20 protein-coding genes are annotated in these 20663 nt (G+C 35.0%); 1 reads left to right on the top strand and 19 read right to left on the bottom strand.

The genetic code is table 11. The features are described 5' to 3' along the window. The 16 genes from HT586_RS03245 to HT586_RS03170 all read right to left on the bottom strand — a co-directional run bounded on the left by HT586_RS03245 (position 1) and on the right by HT586_RS03170 (position 17827). On the bottom strand, positions 1 to 1899 hold the full coding sequence (locus HT586_RS03245; protein WP_203546305.1) for a hypothetical protein: 1899 nt from the start codon (positions 1897 to 1899) through the stop codon (positions 1 to 3). Beyond that, a complete protein-coding gene (locus HT586_RS03240; RefSeq protein ID WP_203546304.1) occupies positions 1871 to 2773 on the bottom strand; it encodes an ABC transporter ATP-binding protein in 903 nt (300 codons plus the stop codon). The genes HT586_RS03245 and HT586_RS03240 overlap by 29 nt, the downstream gene beginning before the upstream one ends. Next, positions 2760 to 3140, bottom strand: a complete 381-nt coding sequence (locus tag HT586_RS03235) for a GntR family transcriptional regulator (RefSeq protein WP_096077201.1) — start codon at positions 3138 to 3140, stop codon at positions 2760 to 2762. Before HT586_RS03235 ends, HT586_RS03240 begins: the two co-directional genes overlap by 14 nt. A gap of 150 nt (positions 3141 to 3290) precedes the next feature. Continuing rightward, positions 3291 to 4070 carry an SDR family NAD(P)-dependent oxidoreductase gene (locus HT586_RS03230; protein ID WP_203546303.1) on the bottom strand — a complete coding sequence of 260 codons (780 nt, stop codon included), beginning with the start codon at positions 4068 to 4070 and terminating at the stop codon, positions 3291 to 3293. A 137-nt stretch (positions 4071 to 4207) separates the two neighbouring features. Continuing rightward, the gene (locus tag HT586_RS03225; protein WP_203546301.1) at positions 4208 to 4585 is read right to left on the bottom strand and encodes a GNAT family N-acetyltransferase; all 378 of its coding nucleotides are present in this window, start codon (positions 4583 to 4585) and stop codon (positions 4208 to 4210) included. Then, a complete protein-coding gene (locus HT586_RS03220) occupies positions 4578 to 7337 on the bottom strand; it encodes an acyltransferase family protein (RefSeq protein ID WP_203546299.1) in 2760 nt (919 codons plus the stop codon). The genes HT586_RS03225 and HT586_RS03220 overlap by 8 nt, the downstream gene beginning before the upstream one ends. A gap of 65 nt (positions 7338 to 7402) precedes the next feature. After that, positions 7403 to 8116 (bottom strand): YebC/PmpR family DNA-binding transcriptional regulator, encoded by a 714-nt coding sequence (locus tag HT586_RS03215; protein WP_096077205.1) that lies wholly within the window; start codon positions 8114 to 8116, stop codon positions 7403 to 7405. 113 nt (positions 8117 to 8229) lie between these two features. Further along, on the bottom strand, positions 8230 to 8871 hold the full coding sequence (locus tag HT586_RS03210) for a Bax inhibitor-1/YccA family protein (RefSeq protein ID WP_203546293.1): 642 nt from the start codon (positions 8869 to 8871) through the stop codon (positions 8230 to 8232). A gap of 82 nt (positions 8872 to 8953) precedes the next feature. Further along, positions 8954 to 10492, bottom strand: coding sequence for a gluconokinase (gene gntK, locus HT586_RS03205; protein WP_203546291.1), 1539 nt, complete (start codon positions 10490 to 10492; stop codon positions 8954 to 8956). Between the two features lie 145 nt (positions 10493 to 10637). Continuing rightward, positions 10638 to 11171: an alpha/beta fold hydrolase gene (locus HT586_RS03200; RefSeq protein ID WP_203546289.1), complete on the bottom strand. Its 534-nt coding sequence runs from the start codon at positions 11169 to 11171 to the stop codon at positions 10638 to 10640. 66 nt (positions 11172 to 11237) lie between these two features. Beyond that, positions 11238 to 12248: an inorganic phosphate transporter gene (locus HT586_RS03195; RefSeq protein WP_096077209.1), complete on the bottom strand. Its 1011-nt coding sequence runs from the start codon at positions 12246 to 12248 to the stop codon at positions 11238 to 11240. Between the two features lie 11 nt (positions 12249 to 12259). Continuing rightward, positions 12260 to 12877: a DUF47 domain-containing protein gene (locus tag HT586_RS03190; RefSeq protein ID WP_203546284.1), complete on the bottom strand. Its 618-nt coding sequence runs from the start codon at positions 12875 to 12877 to the stop codon at positions 12260 to 12262. A 224-nt stretch (positions 12878 to 13101) separates the two neighbouring features. Further along, the gene (locus HT586_RS03185; RefSeq protein WP_203546282.1) at positions 13102 to 14019 is read right to left on the bottom strand and encodes an NAD-dependent epimerase/dehydratase family protein; all 918 of its coding nucleotides are present in this window, start codon (positions 14017 to 14019) and stop codon (positions 13102 to 13104) included. Between the two features lie 66 nt (positions 14020 to 14085). Further along, a complete protein-coding gene (locus HT586_RS03180) occupies positions 14086 to 15069 on the bottom strand; it encodes an alpha/beta hydrolase (RefSeq protein ID WP_096078114.1) in 984 nt (327 codons plus the stop codon). A gap of 134 nt (positions 15070 to 15203) precedes the next feature. Further along, entirely contained in the window at positions 15204 to 16304 is a 1101-nt protein-coding gene (locus tag HT586_RS03175) for a YkvI family membrane protein (protein WP_111745436.1), read from the bottom strand. Between the two features lie 83 nt (positions 16305 to 16387). Continuing rightward, positions 16388 to 17827, bottom strand: a complete 1440-nt coding sequence (locus HT586_RS03170; protein ID WP_111745435.1) for a DHA2 family efflux MFS transporter permease subunit — start codon at positions 17825 to 17827, stop codon at positions 16388 to 16390. Between the two features lie 228 nt (positions 17828 to 18055). Between HT586_RS03170 and HT586_RS03165 the strand changes: the two genes are divergently transcribed. Continuing rightward, entirely contained in the window at positions 18056 to 18430 is a 375-nt protein-coding gene (locus HT586_RS03165; RefSeq protein ID WP_111745434.1) for a hypothetical protein, read from the top strand. 158 nt (positions 18431 to 18588) lie between these two features. Here the strand turns inward: HT586_RS03165 and HT586_RS03160 are convergent, their stop codons facing one another. From HT586_RS03160 to HT586_RS03150, 3 genes are all read right to left on the bottom strand, one after another. Then, positions 18589 to 19092 (bottom strand): hypothetical protein, encoded by a 504-nt coding sequence (locus tag HT586_RS03160; RefSeq protein ID WP_096077215.1) that lies wholly within the window; start codon positions 19090 to 19092, stop codon positions 18589 to 18591. Between the two features lie 89 nt (positions 19093 to 19181). Continuing rightward, a complete protein-coding gene (locus HT586_RS03155; protein ID WP_096077216.1) occupies positions 19182 to 20324 on the bottom strand; it encodes a DUF418 domain-containing protein in 1143 nt (380 codons plus the stop codon). Continuing rightward, entirely contained in the window at positions 20317 to 20661 is a 345-nt protein-coding gene (locus HT586_RS03150) for a zinc ribbon domain-containing protein YjdM (protein WP_096077217.1), read from the bottom strand. Before HT586_RS03150 ends, HT586_RS03155 begins: the two co-directional genes overlap by 8 nt. Positions 20662 to 20663: the final 2 nt, after the last annotated feature.

Genomic DNA, 20663 nt, shown 5'->3' with positions numbered 1-20663 from the left:
TTAGTTATTCATAAGTACAAATTGGAATCCGCCATCAAAATAGTAAAGATGATTTCCATTTGAATTTGCACCATTTTCATTAAATTTTTCTTTAAATTGATTTCTGTTTATCTTTTTCGCAAAGTCAAGTTGCTTCACATCAACATCTTGAGTGGTTTTTATTTTTTTATAATTCGATTTGTCTCCTAAATCGTATATATTTCCTAGAGGCAATGCTGAGCTAAGATTAGAAATTAGTTTCTCTTTAACTAAATAACGAAGAATTTCCGTATCGTATAACGAAATATATAGACTGTCTTCATTAAATCCCATATCATTTTCACTAAATACAAGATTAAGAACCGTATTATTGAAAGGAATATCACCCTTTTCATCATAAGATTTTTTATACTTTTCAATTAATAAAGGTTTAAGTAGTTCTTTTTGTCTTTCACTTAAATCTTGTCCTGCAAAAGAGTTATCTGATGTTTCAATATTTAAAGTAACACTTTTCTTCATTAATTTATCCCAATTGATATAATTCGTAATCGTTTCCGCATTCTCTTTAGTAGCAACATTTTTCATATATCGATTAAAAGTATTCTCATCAACATAATAGTGACGATTTATTTTACGACCATCATTCATTTTATATGTAATATCTACTGGTACTTGAGTATTTGAATTAGCAGTAGCACGTTTCGCCTTTACTAAATCTTTATGGCCATCTATGACATCCTGAATAAATTTCTTGTCAGGTACGGCTGCTTTACTTAAAATGCCATCTTCTAATAAATGATCATTTTCATTAAATGATGTTTGTACACTCTTAACACTTTCCGCTTCAGGCACATAATTTTCTCTCATTTGTCCTGAAATATATATACCTAAAATGGAAACAGCGATTAAACCTAAGGTCATCGCATATAGTTTACGATCAAACTGAATTCTCACAGATTTCTGAGCAATCATTTCCAGGAATATATAAATCAAAGTGAAAGATACTATATATATAAATATCGTGATTAATTTTTGCTCATTAAAGATTGAGTTGAATATAATGCCTCCAAGTAACGTAGCGATTAGCATTGAAATAAAGAACACAATAAAATGTGCATAGTTTGTCGCATATGCTTCGTTAATACGTTCGTTCTTTCGTTTTCTATAAATAATAAAATTCAATAAGAATATTACAATACTCACGATTAACACAATCAATAAATATTTGAAATCCAGTTTATCATTCATAATATTTCCAAGAAAGCGAAAAGGTACAGTAAGATTCATCATCAATTTTTCCGGATAACTTTCTAACCCTTTAAACATGAACATATGTGTCGTATACACCATCGTCCCAAGGATTAATGGTGATGCTATTAAAATTATTGATGAAATCAAGTGATTTAGCATATTGTTAATAAATAAGCCGAACAACATGGTTATCGTAAAGACAAAGAAGTCTATTACTAGATTAATTAGAATCCAAATCACAATCTTCTCAATATCAATAGAGGTATATTTGACACCAATTATCCACGTAATTAAACCATTAACTAATAGATTAACGAGTAAGTGTGAAACGAACACTGCATATACTGTTGTTAAAACACGTTCCCGTCTTATCGGTAGACTGTGTATAAAGTCAGATGCTGCCTGAGATTTGAAGTAATACGTTAAAAATGCTGCACATAATAATGCATAAGCCATCGTACCAAAGAAATAGATTGGCATCGTTGCTAATTCTCCAATTAAATATTTACTATGGTCATGTGGTGCTGTATTATTGTCTAAATGCGCAATGATGTACGAAAATGGTACCAGTATAAACGTGCAAATAATATTAATGATCGTTAAAAAGATAATTGAACGTGATAAATTACTATATAGTGCCTTATTCAACGATAATGTTTTCAATTGCATAACCATGACCTCCTAATTCATATGTAAATATCTCTTCAAGTGATAGCGGTAAGATGTCATACATTAACGGATGTCCGGACGTAATATATTGTTCGATATCTTCAAAGTCACCTTTTACAATGCACGTTACAACACGTCCTTTAAAAGATTTCTCAACTAAATTCATACCTTTAAAGAAAGACTCATTTGGTATTTTTTCAAAAGCCATCTGAATCTTAGCTACATTTCCTTTTAAATCATCGAGGTCACGTGTCATCAGTACACGTCCTTCATGCATCAGCGTTACAGAATCACAAAAGTCTTCCATCTCACGTAAGTTATGACTGGATACAAACAATGCCATATCGTGATTACTCACGTCCTGAATGAGAATATTTTTAATCGTATGTCTAACAATCGGATCGAGTCCGTCAAAAGGTTCATCCAGTAACATTACTTCAGGACGCGCTGCAATGGCTAATATAAATGCGCATTGACGCTGCATCCCTTTTGAAAGTTTAGATAACTTTTTCTTTGGGTTCATCTTAAGCAATTCAGATAACTGATTAAAGCGTTCAACACTGAAATCAGGATATAACTTATGATAAAAATCAGCCATCTCCTCTAAGTTTGCATGTCCAAAAAAGTAAGGTATATCAGATATAAAAATCATCTTAGATTTGTAATCTTCATTCTCAAAGATATCTTGTTCGTTAAAAGTAATGCTGCCATTATCAGCTTTGTAAATCCCTGCAATCATCTTAAGTAATGTCGTCTTACCTGCACCATTACTTCCAAGTAATCCTTGAATACTCCCTGGTTCAATTGTTAACGTGGCATCACTTACCGCAGTGAAATGTCCAAATCTTTTCGTTACATCATTAATTTGAATCATCGTTATCACCCCTCATCGACTCTATCTTTTCTATTATCTCTTCCTTCGTTAAGCCTAAGAACAATAACTCCTGAACGATTTTCTCTAGAGATTCAGATAACATTGTAATTCGCTCCTTTTGCATCGTGTCTTCTACTTTATTCACAAAACTTCCTTTACCAGGTACTGAATAGGTATAGCCTAATCGTTCTAATTCACGATAGGCTTTCTGTATGGTATTAGGATTAATCGTTAGCTCCTGAGCCAATTGACGAACAGAAGGTAATTGATCATCTGCTTGTAATACACCATTCATGATCTGTAGTTTAAATCCATTGACGAGTTGTTCATATATTGGGATTCGGCTACGATTATCAATTGAAATCATATAACCCCTCCATTTCTACTGTATTAACTGTACTACTTATTATAATACACCTAGAACGGATTATTGCAAGCATTATTTGTAAAAATTTATAAATAATAAAAAAAGAACACACGTTAGTGTGTTCAAAGATAATCATATATGAAGTTAAGATTATAAACTCGGTGATTTCCCACCATCGATATTAACTGCTACACCACTCACATAACTTGCCGCTTCACTTACTAAGAATGTAATGACATTCGCCGCTTCACGTGTATCGCCAATACGTCCTAATGGAATATCGAACTTCGGATCTCTTGCATATTCTTCCCACGTTAATTCCGGTGCTTCTTCCTGCCAGCGTTTCTCAATTTGTCCGCTACGAATTAAACCGATACATACAGCATTTACTCGAATATTGTATTGTGCTAAATCTATGCTGAGTGTCTTTGTTAATGCCAATCCCGCCGCGCGCGTAACAGAGGTTGGTGTTGTGTTTGCAGGTGGATTCTTACCTGCTACAGCTGTAAGATTAACAATCGCACCGCCATTTTTCTTAAGCTCTGGAATCGCGGCATGTACCATATGCAATGCTCCAAAAAGTTTAAGATCCAAATCCTCCTGCCAATCATTCAGAGAAACTTCTTCAAAATTTTTAGCAAACGCACTACCTGCGTTATTAATTAATATATCAAGCTTGCCATAAGTATCAATTGCTTTTTGAACAAATGCTTTACAATCAGCTTCTTTTGTTACGTCACATACTTGATAAGCGACATCTTTGCCTGTTTTCTCTTTAATTTCTTTTACCACTTTAATCAGTTCATCTTCATGACGGCTGGCAATAACGACGTTTGCACCTTCTTCAGCCAGAACTGTTGCTGTTTCTTTTCCGATACCTTTACTAGAACCTGTTATAACTGCGACTTTTCCTTGTAAACCTAAATTCATTTTATCAGCTCCTTTTATCTAAAATATATCAAAAATCATGCGATGATAGTAGTAATTACCTTTTTGCGAAACTAAAATAAAAAGCGCATCTTTTCCGGATAATCCAAGTATCCGGAAAAGATGCACAATTTTTATCACTATTCTCTAAATGTTCTTCTAAAACCATAAAATGGTCTAAAACTTTTTCCATAATAGCCTTTAGAGTCATTTGTTGCCAGCAATTCCATACGTGTGGTCGGGTATAACTGGTGAATATGTTCAATCAATGCCTTTGCAATACCACGGCCTCTATAGTTGCGATGTGTAATCAACTCACAAAGATACAGACTAACATGACCATCTGTAATAGCTCTAGCACAACCAACAACCTGTTCATCTTCAATATAGACGTAACTCTCACTATTTAACCATGCAGCAAGTGTCTGTTCATGACGCACAACTAGATTATCCCAGCCTTCTGCTGCATTCATCTTTTGAATGGCATCAATATCATTAATTTCAAACTTTCTAATCATATTTTACCTCGTTTTGTGGATGAATATTTTTAAGTAACGACATTAAATCCGCTTCGATGTATGGTGCTAAAGTCTTTACAAAGCGTTGTGTCATGTGACCTTTATCTGAATAAGCTACGATACCATCTATAACGGGTTGACAACGCTCTGTCGGACAAATATATTGTGTATAATCGTAGTAGTGTACATTGGCTGGTTTTTCTTTTAGTTTCGACCAATCGGTAGTTTCCGGTACTACAAGATCTTTTTCGATACTACATTCATTACTATGTGCACCATAATTAGCAATACATTCAGGAACACTTTTCTTAAAATATGGTGTGTCTCTTACCCCAAATACTTCTATCCCAAGTTGCTCTAATCGATTGAATTGCTTGATGTAACCTTCAGGAACCGTCGAAATATTAAAATAAGATTTTTCTGCAGTTGTAAAAACTAAATCCGGTTTTAGTTGTGATATTTTTCCGATTATCGCTTGATTCCACGCTTTACAATCTGGTAGCGCTGTTTCTTTCACTTCAAAACTACACCCACTCTTTGTCATATTGACAATACGAATGGGCTGTTGTTGTGCGATTTGCTGGAGTGCACCTAGCCAATGTGCTGAGTGCGAATCTCCAACAAGCGCTACTGTATATTGATAATTTGTTAGATTGCCATAGGTACACTGTATTACTTCACTGATGTCACCTTTAACATGACATCCATCTTTATAGCTGTCCGGGATATCTTGTTTTTCAGCCAGATCACCACTTTTTTTAGCTTTAATTGTTTTAAGTATCGGCATAATATCTTTTTCTACATATGGCGTTAACGTTGACACAAAAGTTTTTGTCATATGTGATTTGTCAAAATATGCAACGACATTTCCTACAACAGGTTCACAGTATTCATCTGGGCATATTTTATCCGTGTAATCTACGAAGTGAACACCTTCTGGTTTGACAGCAAGTTTTGACCAGTCTGTCGTTTTGGGTACAACAAGATCTTTACTTACTTTACATTGCTCACTATCTCGACCATTCGCCTGAATACACTCAGGTACATCTTTTCTGAAATAAGGTGTATCTCTAATAGCAAATATTTCGATACCACGCTTAGTAAATGCCTTAAACTGGTCGATATATCCTTGGGGCACTTCAGTCACATTAAAATATGAAATTTCAGCCATCGTTAATACTAAATCTGGATGTTCTGCACTCACTTCATCTACAACGTGCTCATTCCATGTATCACATGATGGTAATCCTTTTCGATCAGTAGATAGACGACAACCACTCTTTGTAACATTTAATAAACGAATTTTATGTTTTTTGGCAATATCCTCGATTGCAGTAAACCAATGCGTCGAATGACTTCCTCCAACAACTGCAACAGTATAATCATAGTTTTTTGTCACGCCATATTCACAAATCTTAACATCAGGAGAAGTTGTTGTAGCATGACATCCATCTTTATACGGCTTTGCCTGATCTTCTTTTATATTAGCATCACTTGGAATATACGGTCTTTCTTTAAAATTTTTCATTTCAAAAACGCGCGCGCCAGGATATTGATCCGTCTTAGCAAGAGATTGACTCTTTTCAACTTCATTGTTCATATGCTTATGCCATAATGAGTTTAACCCTAATACTGGGAACAAGCATAGACAGATAATAAGTAGTACAGGCCACGAATTATTTGGAACTTTGAGAGAGCGTATTGGACGTTCGATAGTACTTGTTACTAAAATAGAAAGAATTAAAGAACTGATAATAATAAGCACACCATGAGAAATAGATACATCCTTTTGCTTAAAGACAATGTGGTAAAACGTCAATAATACCCAATGCCATAAATAAAAACCGTAAGAATATGCACCTAGTTTAACCATCCAGCGAGACCCTAAAAATTTCTCTACGCCGAATTTAGTTCCGTTCTCTCCTGCAAGCAGTATTAGTACCGCAGATAACGTCGGCCATAATGCAATATAACCTGGGAACATTGTGGAAACTTCAAGTAAAATACCACAAAGTATCAACATGATTAATCCAAACCAACCTGCTACTGCAGACAAAAATGATGGCAACTTAATGCGTTGTATCATTAGACAGAGTATGCCACCTAAACTAAACTCCCATACGCGTGTACGTGTATCAAAATATGCCCATGGCTGATTAACTTGTGTAAGATAAATAGAGTAGCCTAGTGATACACTAAACAATATTACGAGTAGTACAAACAAAGGTTTTTTTATCTGTTGTTTAAATAAACGTGATAGTAAAATAGCGCACCATATAATAAAGAACCAAATCAAATAAAATTGTCCCTGGATACTCATCGCCCAGAAATGCTGTACAGGACTCTTTTCATTACCAGCATCTAAATAATCTACTGAAGTAAACGCTAATTGCCAGTTCTCGTAATACAATGCAGAAGCAAAAACTTCTTTTATCGTCTGCATCCATCTTGCTCCTGGTAAATAGAAATAACTTAATATAATCACCATTAACAAGACAAAGAATGCTTGGGGCATCAGTCGCTTCAATAATCCCATAATAAATTCAAAGAAATTTACTGTATTTGTTCTGCGATATTTTGACAGTAAACTTGTTGTTATTAAAAATCCACTTACAACAAAGAAAACATCAACGCCACCAGAAACTTTTCCTAACCATATATGATATATGGCCACAAGGAAAGCAGCAACAGCGCGAAGCCCTTCAATTTCCGGCCTGAATTTCTTTTTTGGTTTCGTATGTACTTGCTCCATTTAATCACCTATATGTATATATTTAACGTAAAAATAAGTCAGGACGCATCCTGACTGATTTTTTGTTATAATTCCACATTGTGATGTACTGTTTGTACATCCTCTAAATCTTCAATCGCATCTACTAATTTCTCAAATACTTCTAAGTCAGCATCTGATAACTGTAATTCGTTTTGTGCAAGCATAGAAAGTTCTGCTACTGTGAATTCTTCGACACCAGCCTCTTTTAAAGCGTTCTGTACAGCTGCAAATTGATCAGGTTCAGCGTATACGATTACATGTTCGTCTTCTTCTAACACGTCACGGACATCGATATCTGCTTCCATCAATAATTCTAATGTTTCGTCAGCTGTTTTACCATCAAAACCAAATACTGCAGTGTTTTCAAACATGTAACTTACTGAACCAGAAACACCCATGTTCCCACCGTTCTTACCAAAAGCTGCACGCACATCACTTGCTGTACGGTTGACGTTATTCGTTAAAGCATCAACGATTAACATTGATCCACCTGGTCCGAAACCTTCATAGCGTAACTCATCAAAATCCTCTTCACCGCCACCTTTAGCTTTTTCAATGGCACGATCGATGATATGTTTTGGTACAGAGTATGTTTTTGCACGTTCAAGCACGAATTTTAAATTTTGGTTTGATTCTGGATCCGGTTCACCAGATTTTGCAGCAACATAAATTTCACGACCAAATTTTGCATAAATTCGACTCGTATTTTTATCTTTTGCTGCTTTCTTATCTTTAATATTATTCCACTTACGCCCCATTATATACACGCTTCTTTCAAATTAATATGTCATTATTATACACTTATATTTTCAATAGCACAAAACAAAAAAAAGGAAACACGACAAACATGTTTCCTCAAAATTCTATAATACTAGTCTCTTAAAATACTTGCTAAACGTAAAATATCCATGATGATATTTAACAAGTTAATAAATAAGTTAAAGCCCATTTCACGTGGTGAAAATTGTCCACGTTTCATTCTATTAAAATCATAGATTGTATATAGCAAGAAAATCGCAAGGCCCGCAATCGTAATCACGAGATGGAACATCGGAATTTGAATGAAAATTCCTGCAAAACTTGCTAATACTAATACAATAAGCGCCGGGAATAATAGGCGTCCTAAATTTGTTGCATCACCAACGACGAAGTAACCCATTGCACCGAATGCTAAGAATGCACCAATTGCTAACCCAATGTTCTGATAGAATACAGTTGGACCAAGCGTTCCGATATAATACATAAATGACGCATAACTTACTACGCCAAGCGCAAATGCCATTACGTTTGAAATGACAGCGCCAAATTTTCTTGAAGCTTTAACAAATAAAGAAATTAATACTAAAGAGAATATTAAGACTGAAACTATCATACGCATACCTGGTGGCACGAACTGTCCGACAAACGTTCCAGCCGCAAAAATCACCCAGTAATACATAAAATATAGCCATGCATTTCTAATTGCAGAGCCATGTGACATTTGTTGTGGAGCCTGATAACTATAATTATTCATTAAATCCCTCATTCTTATAAAAATTATTATTTTTGTATATATTATTGTACTTTGTTTAGTCATATTACACAAATATTGAGTATTATATTTTGTAGTGATTTCTCTGGAAGTTTGCCATATCTAGATAAACATCCATCAATTGATTCGTTACCTTCATATAAATCGGTAATATTTCACGGTAGATCACTACATGCTCGTGTATCGGTTTGTGCGGTTTTGTTACGCCCACCATATCACTGATATGACTGAAATCCGGTTTAACACCAAGTGCCACTTGTCCAAGTGTAACTGCACCTAAACAAGAACTTTCAACACTTTCCGGTACAATCACTTCATGTTCAAATATATCCGCCATCATTTGTCGCCATAGTGCACTTTTTGCAAAACCACCTGTCGCTTTCAACGTCTTTACTTCTCCATCCATCAATACGCCTAATGCGATAAATACGGTATATAGATTAAAAATGACACCTTCTAAAGCTGCTCTTATCATATGCTCTTTTTTATGTGATAACGTCAAGCCGAAGAATGAACCACGCACATTGGCATTCCAGTATGGTGCACGTTCTCCAGCTAAAAATGGATGGAAGATTAACCCATTACTCGCTGGGGGTACACGTTCAGCAATCTTTGTAAGCACTTCATAGCTATCTATACCTAGACGCTTTGCAGTTTCTACTTCACTGGATGCAAATTCATCACGGATCCAGCGCAACACGACGCCACCATTATTCACCGGTCCGCCAATTACCCACTTGTCTTTCGTTAACGCATAGCAAAATAATCTGCCATGTGCATCTGTCTTTGGTGCATCAATCACGGTACGAATGGCACCACTCGTACCGATTGTTACAGCAACTTCTCCAGGTTTGAAGGCATCAACACCTAAATTACTTAATACACCGTCACTTGCGCCAATGACAAATGGCGTATCAGGGCTAATCCCCATCAGTTTGGCATATTCAGTATTAAGTCCGGTAATGACTTCTGTCGTATCTACCGCTTCTGAGAAATTGTCTTTTGTAAGTCCAAGGAGCTCAAGCACGGCTTCATCATAGTCTAATGTAATGATATTAAATAATCCTGTCGCACTTAATATCGAATAATCTTCTACATATCGATTAAATAATTTGAAGAACACATACCCTTTAATACCGATAAATTTATTCGCAGCACGAAATGTATCTACATCTTCATGTTTAAACCACATCAGTTTACTTAACGGACTCATCGGATGTATCGGTGTCCCTGTACGCTGATAAATGGATAACCCATCATGTTCACGATTGAGTAGCTCACTGTATTTATAGCTACGGTTATCCGCCCAGGTAAGACTGTTCGTCAATGGTTGATGTGATTCATCCATTAAAATCAGACTATGCATGGCACTCGAAAAACTTACAAAAGCTATTTCCTCAACTTTTGCTCCACTTATCTTTACAACGTGAGCAACCGTCTCTATCACTGCATCAAATATTTGCTGAACATCTTGCTCAGCAATATCACTATGAGGGGTGAGTAATGGATATTCTTTATGATGGACTGCAATGATTTCTCCACGCATGTTATAAAGTACACTCTTCGTACTTGTTGTACCGATATCAACACCGATCATATACATTTAAATATCCTCCTTCGAATTAAATCTTTTCGTTGTAAAAGTTTAATATACATTTCAGCATTAATAATTGATTCAATAAATTAATACCAAGAATAAGTATACTCACAAAAACACACGGTTTAATCATTAAACCGAGTAAAAAATTTTAATTTAATAATTGATTCAGTGCTTGAATTCCATCATGGAATTCATGTTTCCCGCTTTGTTCTGTAATCAACTGGATTTCCGGGAACTTTTCTTGCCAACACTTCTGATGATTGATATTTACGCGGTCATCGTCTTCTGACTGTATATGATATATGGGTGCTGCTACTTTTAATTCATCAGTAATGATATTTTGTAGATCATTAAATTTCTCGTCACAACTGAAGAATGGTGAACCAATCATGATTACTTTTTCAATGTTGTGCTGTACTGTGTTTTCTGTTAAATATTTTGTGATAACCGTACCACCAAATGAATGACCGATTAATATAACAGGTTCATCAATCGGTACTTCATCTAAACTCTGTATCAATACTTTTACCCAGTTATCATAAATTTGTCCAATATCTCTCGGATAATCACTTGCATGCCAGGTGTAATCTGGTATGTCTTCTTTAGTTTTTCTAATGAGTGGATTACTACCACTCGTTACCGACTGTACGCCGGCACTATGCACAAATACAATGTGTTTCATCTTCATCCCTCCATAAAAAAAATTCGGATAAACTATTATTAGTTTACCCGAATATGTATCATTTAATTAAAAGATATGTGTAACAAAATTAACGATATAAAAAACAACTGCTGCAATTACGGCTGAAATCGGCATCGTAATAACCCAAGTAATAATCATACGTTGTGCCGTCGTCCATTTCACACCTTTCACACGGTGACTTGATCCAACCCCTAAAATAGATGATGAAACAACGTGTGTCGTTGAAACTGGTAAGTGAAAGTGTGTTGCACCAAAGATGATTAACGCTGATGATAAGTCAGCTGCTACACCGTTCGATGGTCGTATCTTCATGATATTGCCACCAACTGTCTTAATAATCTTCCATCCACCTACTGCAGTACCTAATCCCATCGCTGCCGCACATGAAAGCTGTACCCACGTTTGTGGTTCAGTGCTACCGGTCTGCATGCCTGCTGAGATTAATGCCATCGTAATAATCCCCATCGCCTTTTGTGCATCGTTTGAACCATGGGCAAAAGCTTGTGCTGCTGCTGTAAAGATCTGCAGGAATCTAAAGTTTCTATTGGTCTTTGTTAAGTTTGCGTTCTTGAATACAATCTTAATAATTGTATACATAATATAACCTACAATAAAGGCAAGCAATGGTGAAATAAGTAAACCGACGATAATCTTCGTAAACCCGGCATATTCTAAAATGCCCAATCCACCTGATGCTACTGCAGCTCCTGCTATAGAACCAATCAGTGTATGAGAAGACGAGCTTGGAATACCAAAATACCAAGTAATTAAGTTCCACGTAATTGCACTGATTAATGCTGCCAGAATAACAACTTGACCATTTTGTAATGTAAACGGATCAACGATATCTTTTGTCACTGTCTTAGCTACACCATGGAAAAGAATCGCACCGATAAAGTTCAGTACAGCTGCCATTAGAATTGCATGACGAGGCTTTAACGCTTTTGTTGAAACTGCTGTTGCTATTGCGTTCGCTGTATCATGGAAACCATTGATAAAGTCAAAGGCTAACGCGAAGAACACAATCGCAAATGTAAAAATAATAATCGGTTCCATAAAAATGCTCCTTAACTATTTTTCATAATGATTGATTCAAGGATATTTGCTACTGCCTGACATTTATCAGCAATATCTTCTAAAGACTGATAGATGTCTTTAACTTTCATCACAGTTAAAGGATCTGTTTCTACAGATAAGATATGTTTAATCGATTGTCTTAGTATACCATCACAGTTTGTTTCATGCTCTTTAATATTAATAGAGTGCACACGCACGTGAGATAACTTCTTCTCAGCAACAAGTGTCACTGCTGTCTTAATTTCCTTTGTACAACCTTGAATGTTCTGAACAAATTCAGCCATATACTCATCTGAATATTCGATAGAATACATTTCAAACATAGCTGACGTCTCTTCCATACCATCCATAACATCATCGATAGCATTAGATAGAGCCAGAATATCTTCACGTTCAATCGGTGTAATAAATGTTTGATTTAAGTCTGAAATCATCTGGTGCATTAACTCATCACCATTTGTTTCGTACGCCTTAATAGTGTCTGCATATTTTTTTAGATCAAATGCGTTATGGAACGTCAATTCTCCAAAAGCAATCGCTGCACGATTCAGATTTTCTGCCATCGCTTCTAACTGCACTGCAAACTTATCTTTCTTTCTGTTAAACATCTTAAATCCTCCCATTAATAAAAAAACATATTTTATGACTACAACGATATTCTATAGGAAAAAACAATGAAAGCATAGTGTTTTGTAAAAATAAAGTAAACTATTTATAGTAACCGTTTACTATATTACAGCATTGTAAATTTAGTGTTTCAGAATTGTAAATTTGTCTGAAAAATAAAAAAATAAGCATTCTGATGCATAGAACATCAGGATGCCATTTGTCTTTATTTTGTATATTTCTTCTCGATACCTTTTTCCTTTTCTTCCTGGAAACGTTCGATACGCATCTCCACATCAAATATTTTCATCGTTAAATGATAAATGGGCGCCTCTGTCAGCATATAGACAAGCCATGGTAATGTCGGTTCATAATCATGTAGTGCAATGATTAGTATATCCGTACCTTTTAGTCGTCGGAATTCCATACGTGCCCTACTATCAACATGTGCATGATGTAATACGCCGCCTGTAATGTTATACACAATACGATTGTCATCAGATTTGTCTTCATCTTTTTCTAGGGTTAAGATATGTTTTTTTACACCGTATATTTCAAAGCGTCCATCATGTTCTTTTACTTCGACAAGGTCCAGTGCCATGTCACTTAACCATGCAAAGTAATGTTTACTCACACGTTCAACCGTCCAGCTGGAAGGCATTAATGTACGCTGAATACTACGAACATCGTTGGATTTAGAGTTTTGGGTCTGTGCAACGATACCTTTTCGTTTGACTGGCGTCTTTGTAATTTGAAATGGTGTTTTATAGCTTTTTAAGATATTAATTGTTTCTTCGTCATCACCTGTACCGCTCACATAAATAATCGCCTTTAAGTTTGTCGCTTCTGCTGCACGTGCAAAGTTATCGGCACTGATTGCATTAATATCCTGAAACGTCGCATCATTAAGTTTGTTAGAGTGCTTTGTCGGATCTAAAAAATATACACCAAAGTCCACTTGACCAAGTGCATCAATACAGTCATTCAATGAGAACATATCTCCTGTGACCCAATGCATATCTTCTTTACTGTCTTCAGCAGGATATTTACTCATTGCATAAATTTCAAAATCATCTTTTAAATACTCATATAAGTTTTTACCGATATAACCTGTCGCACCTGTTAGTAATAAACGTGGTTTCATCTTTTGACCTCCATACGGTTATTTCTTATATTGTACCCAATTTCTTATCTGCATAAAAATGATTTATTAATTTTTGTTCTGCTTCATCTTAATTTCAGGTATCTTCTCTTTTACAGTATTTGATGAATAAGGTGACTGACTCGTGTGATTTCCGAGAAACATCATAAGTTTACGATATGTAAGTCGAGATTCTTTCAGCTCCATATGAAACTGGTATTGATGGCGTAATCCATGCGTGCCATCAAAAAATGAATAGGCATATGGTACATTGTTTGCTTTTAGCACTTTCACCAGTTCATGCGCCTGAGAATCAAATGGATCAGCATCGCCAACTGTTAAAAAGGTCGGTGGATATCGCTTCGTAATATTTGCTGTCGTACTGAGCTGTTCAATCGGTTTGAATTGCTTCTCCCAATGCTTTTCACCGGTATAGCTCTCCATAAACAATTCTATACGTGGGAACTTTGTCGCACGCACTGTCTGCATATTATAAAGTCCTCCAAATAACACTACCGCTTTGAGTTGACTGGCTTTAAATACAGGTTTTTGCTGCATATCATGCATCAGTTTATTATTCGTATGCATCGCTGCAAACTGACTTGCAATTTGAGCACCAGCAGAATCCCCACCGATAATAATCTGAGTAAAATCAATCGGTAATTGATGATCATTTTTCTTTAAGAATTTTGCTGCTTCTAATTCCTGCAGAATAGGTGTTGGATATTGGTTTCCCGGTGCCAATGCATAATTGATATTCGCAACAATAAATCCCTTCTCTGCAATCTGTGCAAGATACGGATTTTTATGTCGTTTATCTCCTGCAATAAATCCACCACCATGTGTCCACATAATAAGCGGTAATTTATCACCCTTTTTAATGTTTTTCGGCATAATGATATCCATCTGTGACAACGGGGCAATATCACTATAAGTAACATTTTTTACCATCTTTACATTTGATGCTTCTATCGCTCGTTCATTTAGTAGAGCATTTTCTGATAATCTCGCATCATCATTGATATGCCATCCCATCATTACACTGATTCCCATCGTTATCAATGCAATTAAAATTATGTAAATTAAATATCTTTTCTTCAATACATCCGCCCTTTCTCACCGGTCATTATTATAGCATACCAATTATAATGATAAAAAAATAAAATGGGGAAATCCCCATTTTATCATTATGCAATATGATTTTTACCTTTTTTCTTTCGATCAAAGTACTTCTTTGCAATACCGATACATAAAATAATACCCACATAGCCTAATAATGGATAAGCAGTTTGTACTAATTTTGAAAATCCTACAAAACTTAATAAATATGATAATCCCATTAAACTAAATAGCATTATTTTATATTTTTTCGAATATGGTTCAGAAAATCTTGCGATAAATGAATACATTAATCCTGCAATGGTATTATATATTACCATCAACATAATAATACTTAAAGCAATTCCAAGAATTGGATGGATTGCTTTACCTAATATTAACGTTGGTATTGCAGAATTATTAATCTTATCTAATTCACTTAATAGTCCTGAGTTCACCATCAATAAAAGTACTAATAACGTAACCCCACCAATTGTTGCGCCTTTTCCTGCAACTTTCATACGACTAGCGTCTCCGCCTATCGCTGCAAGTATACTAAATCCACTTGCAAAAGCAAGACCTCCATAATTAAGTCCTGACCACCACCACAATGAACTTTCTGGTAAGAATGAAAGTTTAAATGGTTGTTTATCAGTATTAATATGATTTTGAATCTCTCCAAATGATATCGAGCCTTTAAAGAAATAATATACAGCAATTGTTGTTACTACAATTATTAAAAAAGGTGTAACCATACCTAATGCACCAATTATTTTACTAAAATCTAATAATAAAGTGATAATAATCGCTATTACCATAATTAGCGATCCTAACCATATAGGTAGACCAAAACTTTCATGTGCTGCACTACCTGCACCAGCAACCATGATTGTAGCTAAACCATATAAGAAAAATACTAAAAGATAGTCAATCACTTTTCCAAATTTTTTACCAAATAGGTATTGAATCGTTGATTCATGATTCTCTGCATCTAGACCATAACCTAACTTTACAGTTTGGCGTCCAAAGAAAGTGAGCATCAAGCCAGCGATTAATATGGCAAGGTAACTATATATACCATAGTTCGTAAAAAATGTTAAAACTTCTTGACCTGTAGAAAAACCTGCACCTACAATAACACCTACATACGCGAAGCCAATTTTTATTGCTTCTGTATTATTTTTACTCATCAAAACGCTCCCTTAATCTATTTAAAAACATGCCTGTAAAGACAGACATGTTTGGTTTACCCTGCTATTCTATTAATAAAACATTATTTTTGAGATTCTTCTGGAAGACCGAACGTTTCGCCCTCAGGTGCAACCGATTTTGTAATGAATAAAGCAGTAATCAAACCGATAACTGTTAAGGCAATCGCAAACCAGTATGCATGATGCACACCCGTTGTTAACGCTTCATTAACTTGGGTCAATGTAGGGTTTGAAATACCTTCCAAAGCTTTCTTTTGACCATGCGTCATAATACTTACGAATATTGAAATACCCATTGCACCTGCAATTGGCTGAATCATATTACCGATAGCCGTACCATGTGGATATAATTTTCTCGGTAACTGGTTAATCGCATTCGTGTGACTCGGCATCATAATCATTGAAATACTCAACATCAATACCATATAGACCATGATGAAGACATAAATGCTGATACCAGGATGAATGGTTGAATAGAATAACATGACGAGTGCCAGAATAAACATTCCGGGAATAATCATCTTTCTTGGCCCAAGTTTATCAAAGATACGTCCCATAACAGGACTCATCGCACCATTTAATAATGCCCCGGGTAATAAAATCATTCCTGCAACTTTTGCACTAAATGCCATCGGTCCTTGTAAATACATCGGCATTACGATTTCTGACGCAAACATAGCCATTACTACAACTACGAAAATGAACATTCCACGTGCATAATTGGCATATTTAAATACAGAAAGATCAAGTAAAGGTTCCGTAAGTTTGCGTTGTCTTAGTGCGAACAATACCATCGCAATAATTCCGACAATAATAAAAGTAAGAATCATCGGGTTACCAAATCCACCTTTAGCTGTACTTACTGAACTGAAACCATAGATTATACCAGCCACACCGATAGTCGATAACACGACAGAAAAAATATCAATCTTAGGTTTCGTAACTTCTCCTACATTTTCAAGGTAACGCATTGCAAATACAATTGAGAAGATGACAAAAGGAACAACCGAGAAAAATAACCAGCGCCAGCCTAACGTATCAACGATGACGCCTGATAAAGTCGGGCCAATCGCTGGTGCGAACATCATCACAAGACCAAAATTCCCCATTACTTTACCACGCTCATGCGGTGGAAATAAATTCAGCATAGCGTTCATGATCGTTGGAATAAGTAATCCTGTACCTGCAGCTTGTATCATACGGCCAGCAAGAATCATTGGGAAGTTAACAGCAAAACCTGCAATCAATGTACCAATTAAAAATAAAGACATTAAACCGATAAACAACTGTCGTGTTGTAAACCATTGTATAAGCGATGCAGATAATGGCATCAGTACACCCATGACCAGCATAAATCCAGTAGCGAGCCACTGAACAGTAGGTGCATCTACATTGAATACACGCATTATTTCCGTTAATGCAATATTCAATAACGTTTCATTTAAGAACGTAAAGAATGCCCCAATTAAAAAAGTAATCATTATAATTGTTGATTTTTTCATGTTTCCTCCAAAAAAATAATGAGCTTTCGCTCACTAATCACCATATATTTGTCTATACATCTTACAACATTAAATTATATGAATCAATATCAAAACATCAGATAAGTACAAAATTACATTCTCACCACTAAATTTTACAAACTAAATAATCATTATACAATCAATAACTTTGTGAATCATTAAAATAATATTATAATGAAAATAACTTATATTAAGGGAGCGATTAAAATGGAATTAAACAAACAGGTTGTACACATGTTTTTAAAAGAAGCGCATGTAAGAGATTTTGAAGATATGTCACCAGAACCAACAACAATGCACCGATTAGATTATGTACAAAGTGATCAAGATCCAAATCTTTATGAATTTAAACTTACGTTTATGTTCGGACACTTTGGTACACAAGTTGACGGCGTTATCGAAGCTGCAATCCTAATCCAAAGTGAAGACGGCAGTGAAGTAGATGTTATTGCAGAAATCAAGAAGGAAGAAGGCATGTTTGCAATTCCTTTATATGCAAAAGCATCATCAATTATTACAAAATTATCTGAAGACCGCGGACAATTCCCGATTATCGTACCAATTGAATTATGGTTAGAATAATAGGCGTAAAATAAAACGTTCAGGCTCGAGCAGACTGGAGACAAACCATAAAAATCGCTCTTTGATTTTTTATGAGTTTGTTGAAGTATGCCTTGAGGTTGTTTTATTGTCGCCGTAAACTGGCGTTAGACAAAACAAAAACGTAATGACTTAAGTCATTACGCTTTCTTTGATATTTGATTAAAGTCAACGACTACTTTATCTAACTTCTTAGCAGTCTGTTTTAACATATTTCTTGCCACTTGATTTTTAGGATCAAGCTTTAATATTTGTTTCGCTGTATCAAATGCTTCTTTATCTGTAATTACAGGCTCTGGAACTGCGTATAAGAATAATAATTGTAATAAACTTTTCACTTCATTGCTATCGGTCATTTCAACAGAACGCATTGCATGATAATATGCACTGTTAAATGCGCCGTTTACTTCGCTTAAAGGATAAACTAATAACAAGAAAGCTAAATCGTGTAGTTCCACTGTTTCTGTATCTTTCATACATTCTAATATAAACGTATAATACATCACAGATTCACTATCATGACATGCACTTATAAATGCTTCTTCAAACATCATAAAGTCAGTTGATTGCATCAATGCTTTAGCAGATTCAAAATCTCCACTTAACACGTAATATTCTATTTTTTCCTGTAATTCTACGTGCATTTGATGCACCTCCTCATGATTGAATAGCCATGTTATTGTAACATAGATACGAGTAAATTCCTATTTTAAAAATTGATTGCAAAATGACATTATTTCAAATAGGTAATCTTGCGCCATATCCATTCGAGAGGGCCCTGTTTAAACTTTTTAAAATAAATATTTGTAAAAATCATCTGGAACAATACGATTGCAAGTGCAACTAGATATACGTGTGCAATTGATAATTGACCATATTGTCTAAATACATAAAATACGATGAACATTAATAAACTCTGCATAATATATAATGTAAAGCTCATTTTACCCATACGTTGAAATGGCTCAAATAATTTCTTTATTGCTGGATATTCGCATAGTAATGTGACCCATATAATATAGCTTATAGATAACAATACCCCGCCATAATAAATAAAATCATAAGAAGCCATTGCATTGATCTCATAAGCAATCATTAAATATTTCAAAGTAATGCCAACAAATGCAAAGACGATCGAAATCACGAACATCGTAACTTTATGTTCAGTAATTTCCTTCAGTAGATTCGCACGTTTCACATACATTCCTAACAATATAAAAGGCATAATCGTTAAGAAATAACTCAATGTTGTACCAGGATTTATGATTGCAAACCCCTGATAAAAGAAATCACTATTATATTGAATAATCTTGCTCAAGTTACCGCTCGACATCACTTTTATCCATTCATTTTGCGAAGTTTCAAAACTCACGAGTTCTTTACCGAAGAAATCCGGCTGCATAAATATCGCAAACATACTCGGTAATGCTCTCATCATATTCAATACAATTAATATTATTGCTGCGATGAGCGTAATACTATTTGGAAACAATAAAAATACTATTGCAACGAATCCAATGACAGCATATACATTTAAAATATCCCCATAAAATAAGAAGAAACCATGTAAAAGTCCAAATACGAGTAATGCAGCCATCCTTCTATACAACACTGGAATAAAGTTACCACCACGACCTTTAATATTCTCAGCCATTATCGCTAAACCGAAACCAAATAAAAATGCGAATATCGGATAAAATGAGTTATGAATAAAAATAATATTTAACTTATATAACCACTGATCAAGTGTTGAATTAAAATACACTAAAGGATCTGTATAAACTTCATTCATATGGAATCCTACGATATTCATAAATAATATCCCGATAATACTCATACCGCGAAGTATATCAATGCTATCTATACGTTTATTCATTTAACTTTTTCACAACTTCACTTTTTAAGTTTAGCTGACCGAAGCCATCCACTTTACCGTCGATATCATGACCATTTTCCGGTTCGATAATACGGATGTTCTTAACTTTCGTACCTTTCTTAATCACTGATGAAGTCCCTTTAACCTTTAAATCTTTTATAATAGTAGCACTATCACCGTCATTTAAAATATTTCCTACACTATCCTTAATAACCGCTTCCTCTTCAACTTCAAGATTAATCGGCCATTCATGTGCACACATTGGGCATACATAATTTAAGCCATCCTCATATGTATATTCTGAACCACATTTCGGACAATTTGGTAAACTCATTATAT

The organism is Macrococcoides bohemicum, from assembly GCF_016865215.1.
Classification (GTDB): Bacteria; Bacillota; Bacilli; order Staphylococcales; family Staphylococcaceae; genus Macrococcoides; species Macrococcoides bohemicum.
The sequence above is the reverse complement of the archived record's forward strand: the minus strand, read 5'-3'. Positions and strand labels throughout refer to the sequence as shown.

Bases quoted from the DNA above. Each gene is read 5' to 3' on its own strand.
- HT586_RS03195 (WP_096077209.1), bottom strand. From the start codon at position 12,248: ATGGAACCGATTATTATTTTTACATTTGCGATTGTGTTCTTCGCGTTA.
- HT586_RS03240 (WP_203546304.1), bottom strand. From the start codon at position 2,773: ATGATTCAAATTAATGATGTAACGAAAAGATTTGGACATTTCACTGCG.
- HT586_RS03190 (WP_203546284.1), bottom strand. From the start codon at position 12,877: ATGTTTAACAGAAAGAAAGATAAGTTTGCAGTGCAGTTAGAAGCGATG.
- HT586_RS03165 (WP_111745434.1), top strand. From the start codon at position 18,056: ATGGAATTAAACAAACAGGTTGTACACATGTTTTTAAAAGAAGCGCAT.
- HT586_RS03230 (WP_203546303.1), bottom strand. From the start codon at position 4,070: ATGAATTTAGGTTTACAAGGAAAAGTCGCAGTTATAACAGGTTCTAGT.
- HT586_RS03175 (WP_111745436.1), bottom strand. From the start codon at position 16,304: ATGAGTAAAAATAATACAGAAGCAATAAAAATTGGCTTCGCGTATGTA.
- HT586_RS03170 (WP_111745435.1), bottom strand. From the start codon at position 17,827: ATGAAAAAATCAACAATTATAATGATTACTTTTTTAATTGGGGCATTC.
- HT586_RS03225 (WP_203546301.1), bottom strand. From the start codon at position 4,585: ATGATTAGAAAGTTTGAAATTAATGATATTGATGCCATTCAAAAGATG.
- HT586_RS03220 (WP_203546299.1), bottom strand. From the start codon at position 7,337: ATGGAGCAAGTACATACGAAACCAAAAAAGAAATTCAGGCCGGAAATT.
- HT586_RS03160 (WP_096077215.1), bottom strand. From the start codon at position 19,092: ATGCACGTAGAATTACAGGAAAAAATAGAATATTACGTGTTAAGTGGA.
- HT586_RS03235 (WP_096077201.1), bottom strand. From the start codon at position 3,140: ATGATTTCAATTGATAATCGTAGCCGAATCCCAATATATGAACAACTC.
- HT586_RS03215 (WP_096077205.1), bottom strand. From the start codon at position 8,116: ATGGGGCGTAAGTGGAATAATATTAAAGATAAGAAAGCAGCAAAAGAT.
- gntK (WP_203546291.1), bottom strand. From the start codon at position 10,492: ATGTATATGATCGGTGTTGATATCGGTACAACAAGTACGAAGAGTGTA.
- HT586_RS03185 (WP_203546282.1), bottom strand. From the start codon at position 14,019: ATGAAACCACGTTTATTACTAACAGGTGCGACAGGTTATATCGGTAAA.
- HT586_RS03180 (WP_096078114.1), bottom strand. From the start codon at position 15,069: ATGGGAATCAGTGTAATGATGGGATGGCATATCAATGATGATGCGAGA.
- HT586_RS03200 (WP_203546289.1), bottom strand. From the start codon at position 11,171: ATGAAACACATTGTATTTGTGCATAGTGCCGGCGTACAGTCGGTAACG.
- HT586_RS03245 (WP_203546305.1), bottom strand. From the start codon at position 1,899: ATGCAATTGAAAACATTATCGTTGAATAAGGCACTATATAGTAATTTA.
- HT586_RS03155 (WP_096077216.1), bottom strand. From the start codon at position 20,324: ATGAATAAACGTATAGATAGCATTGATATACTTCGCGGTATGAGTATT.
- HT586_RS03210 (WP_203546293.1), bottom strand. From the start codon at position 8,871: ATGAATAATTATAGTTATCAGGCTCCACAACAAATGTCACATGGCTCT.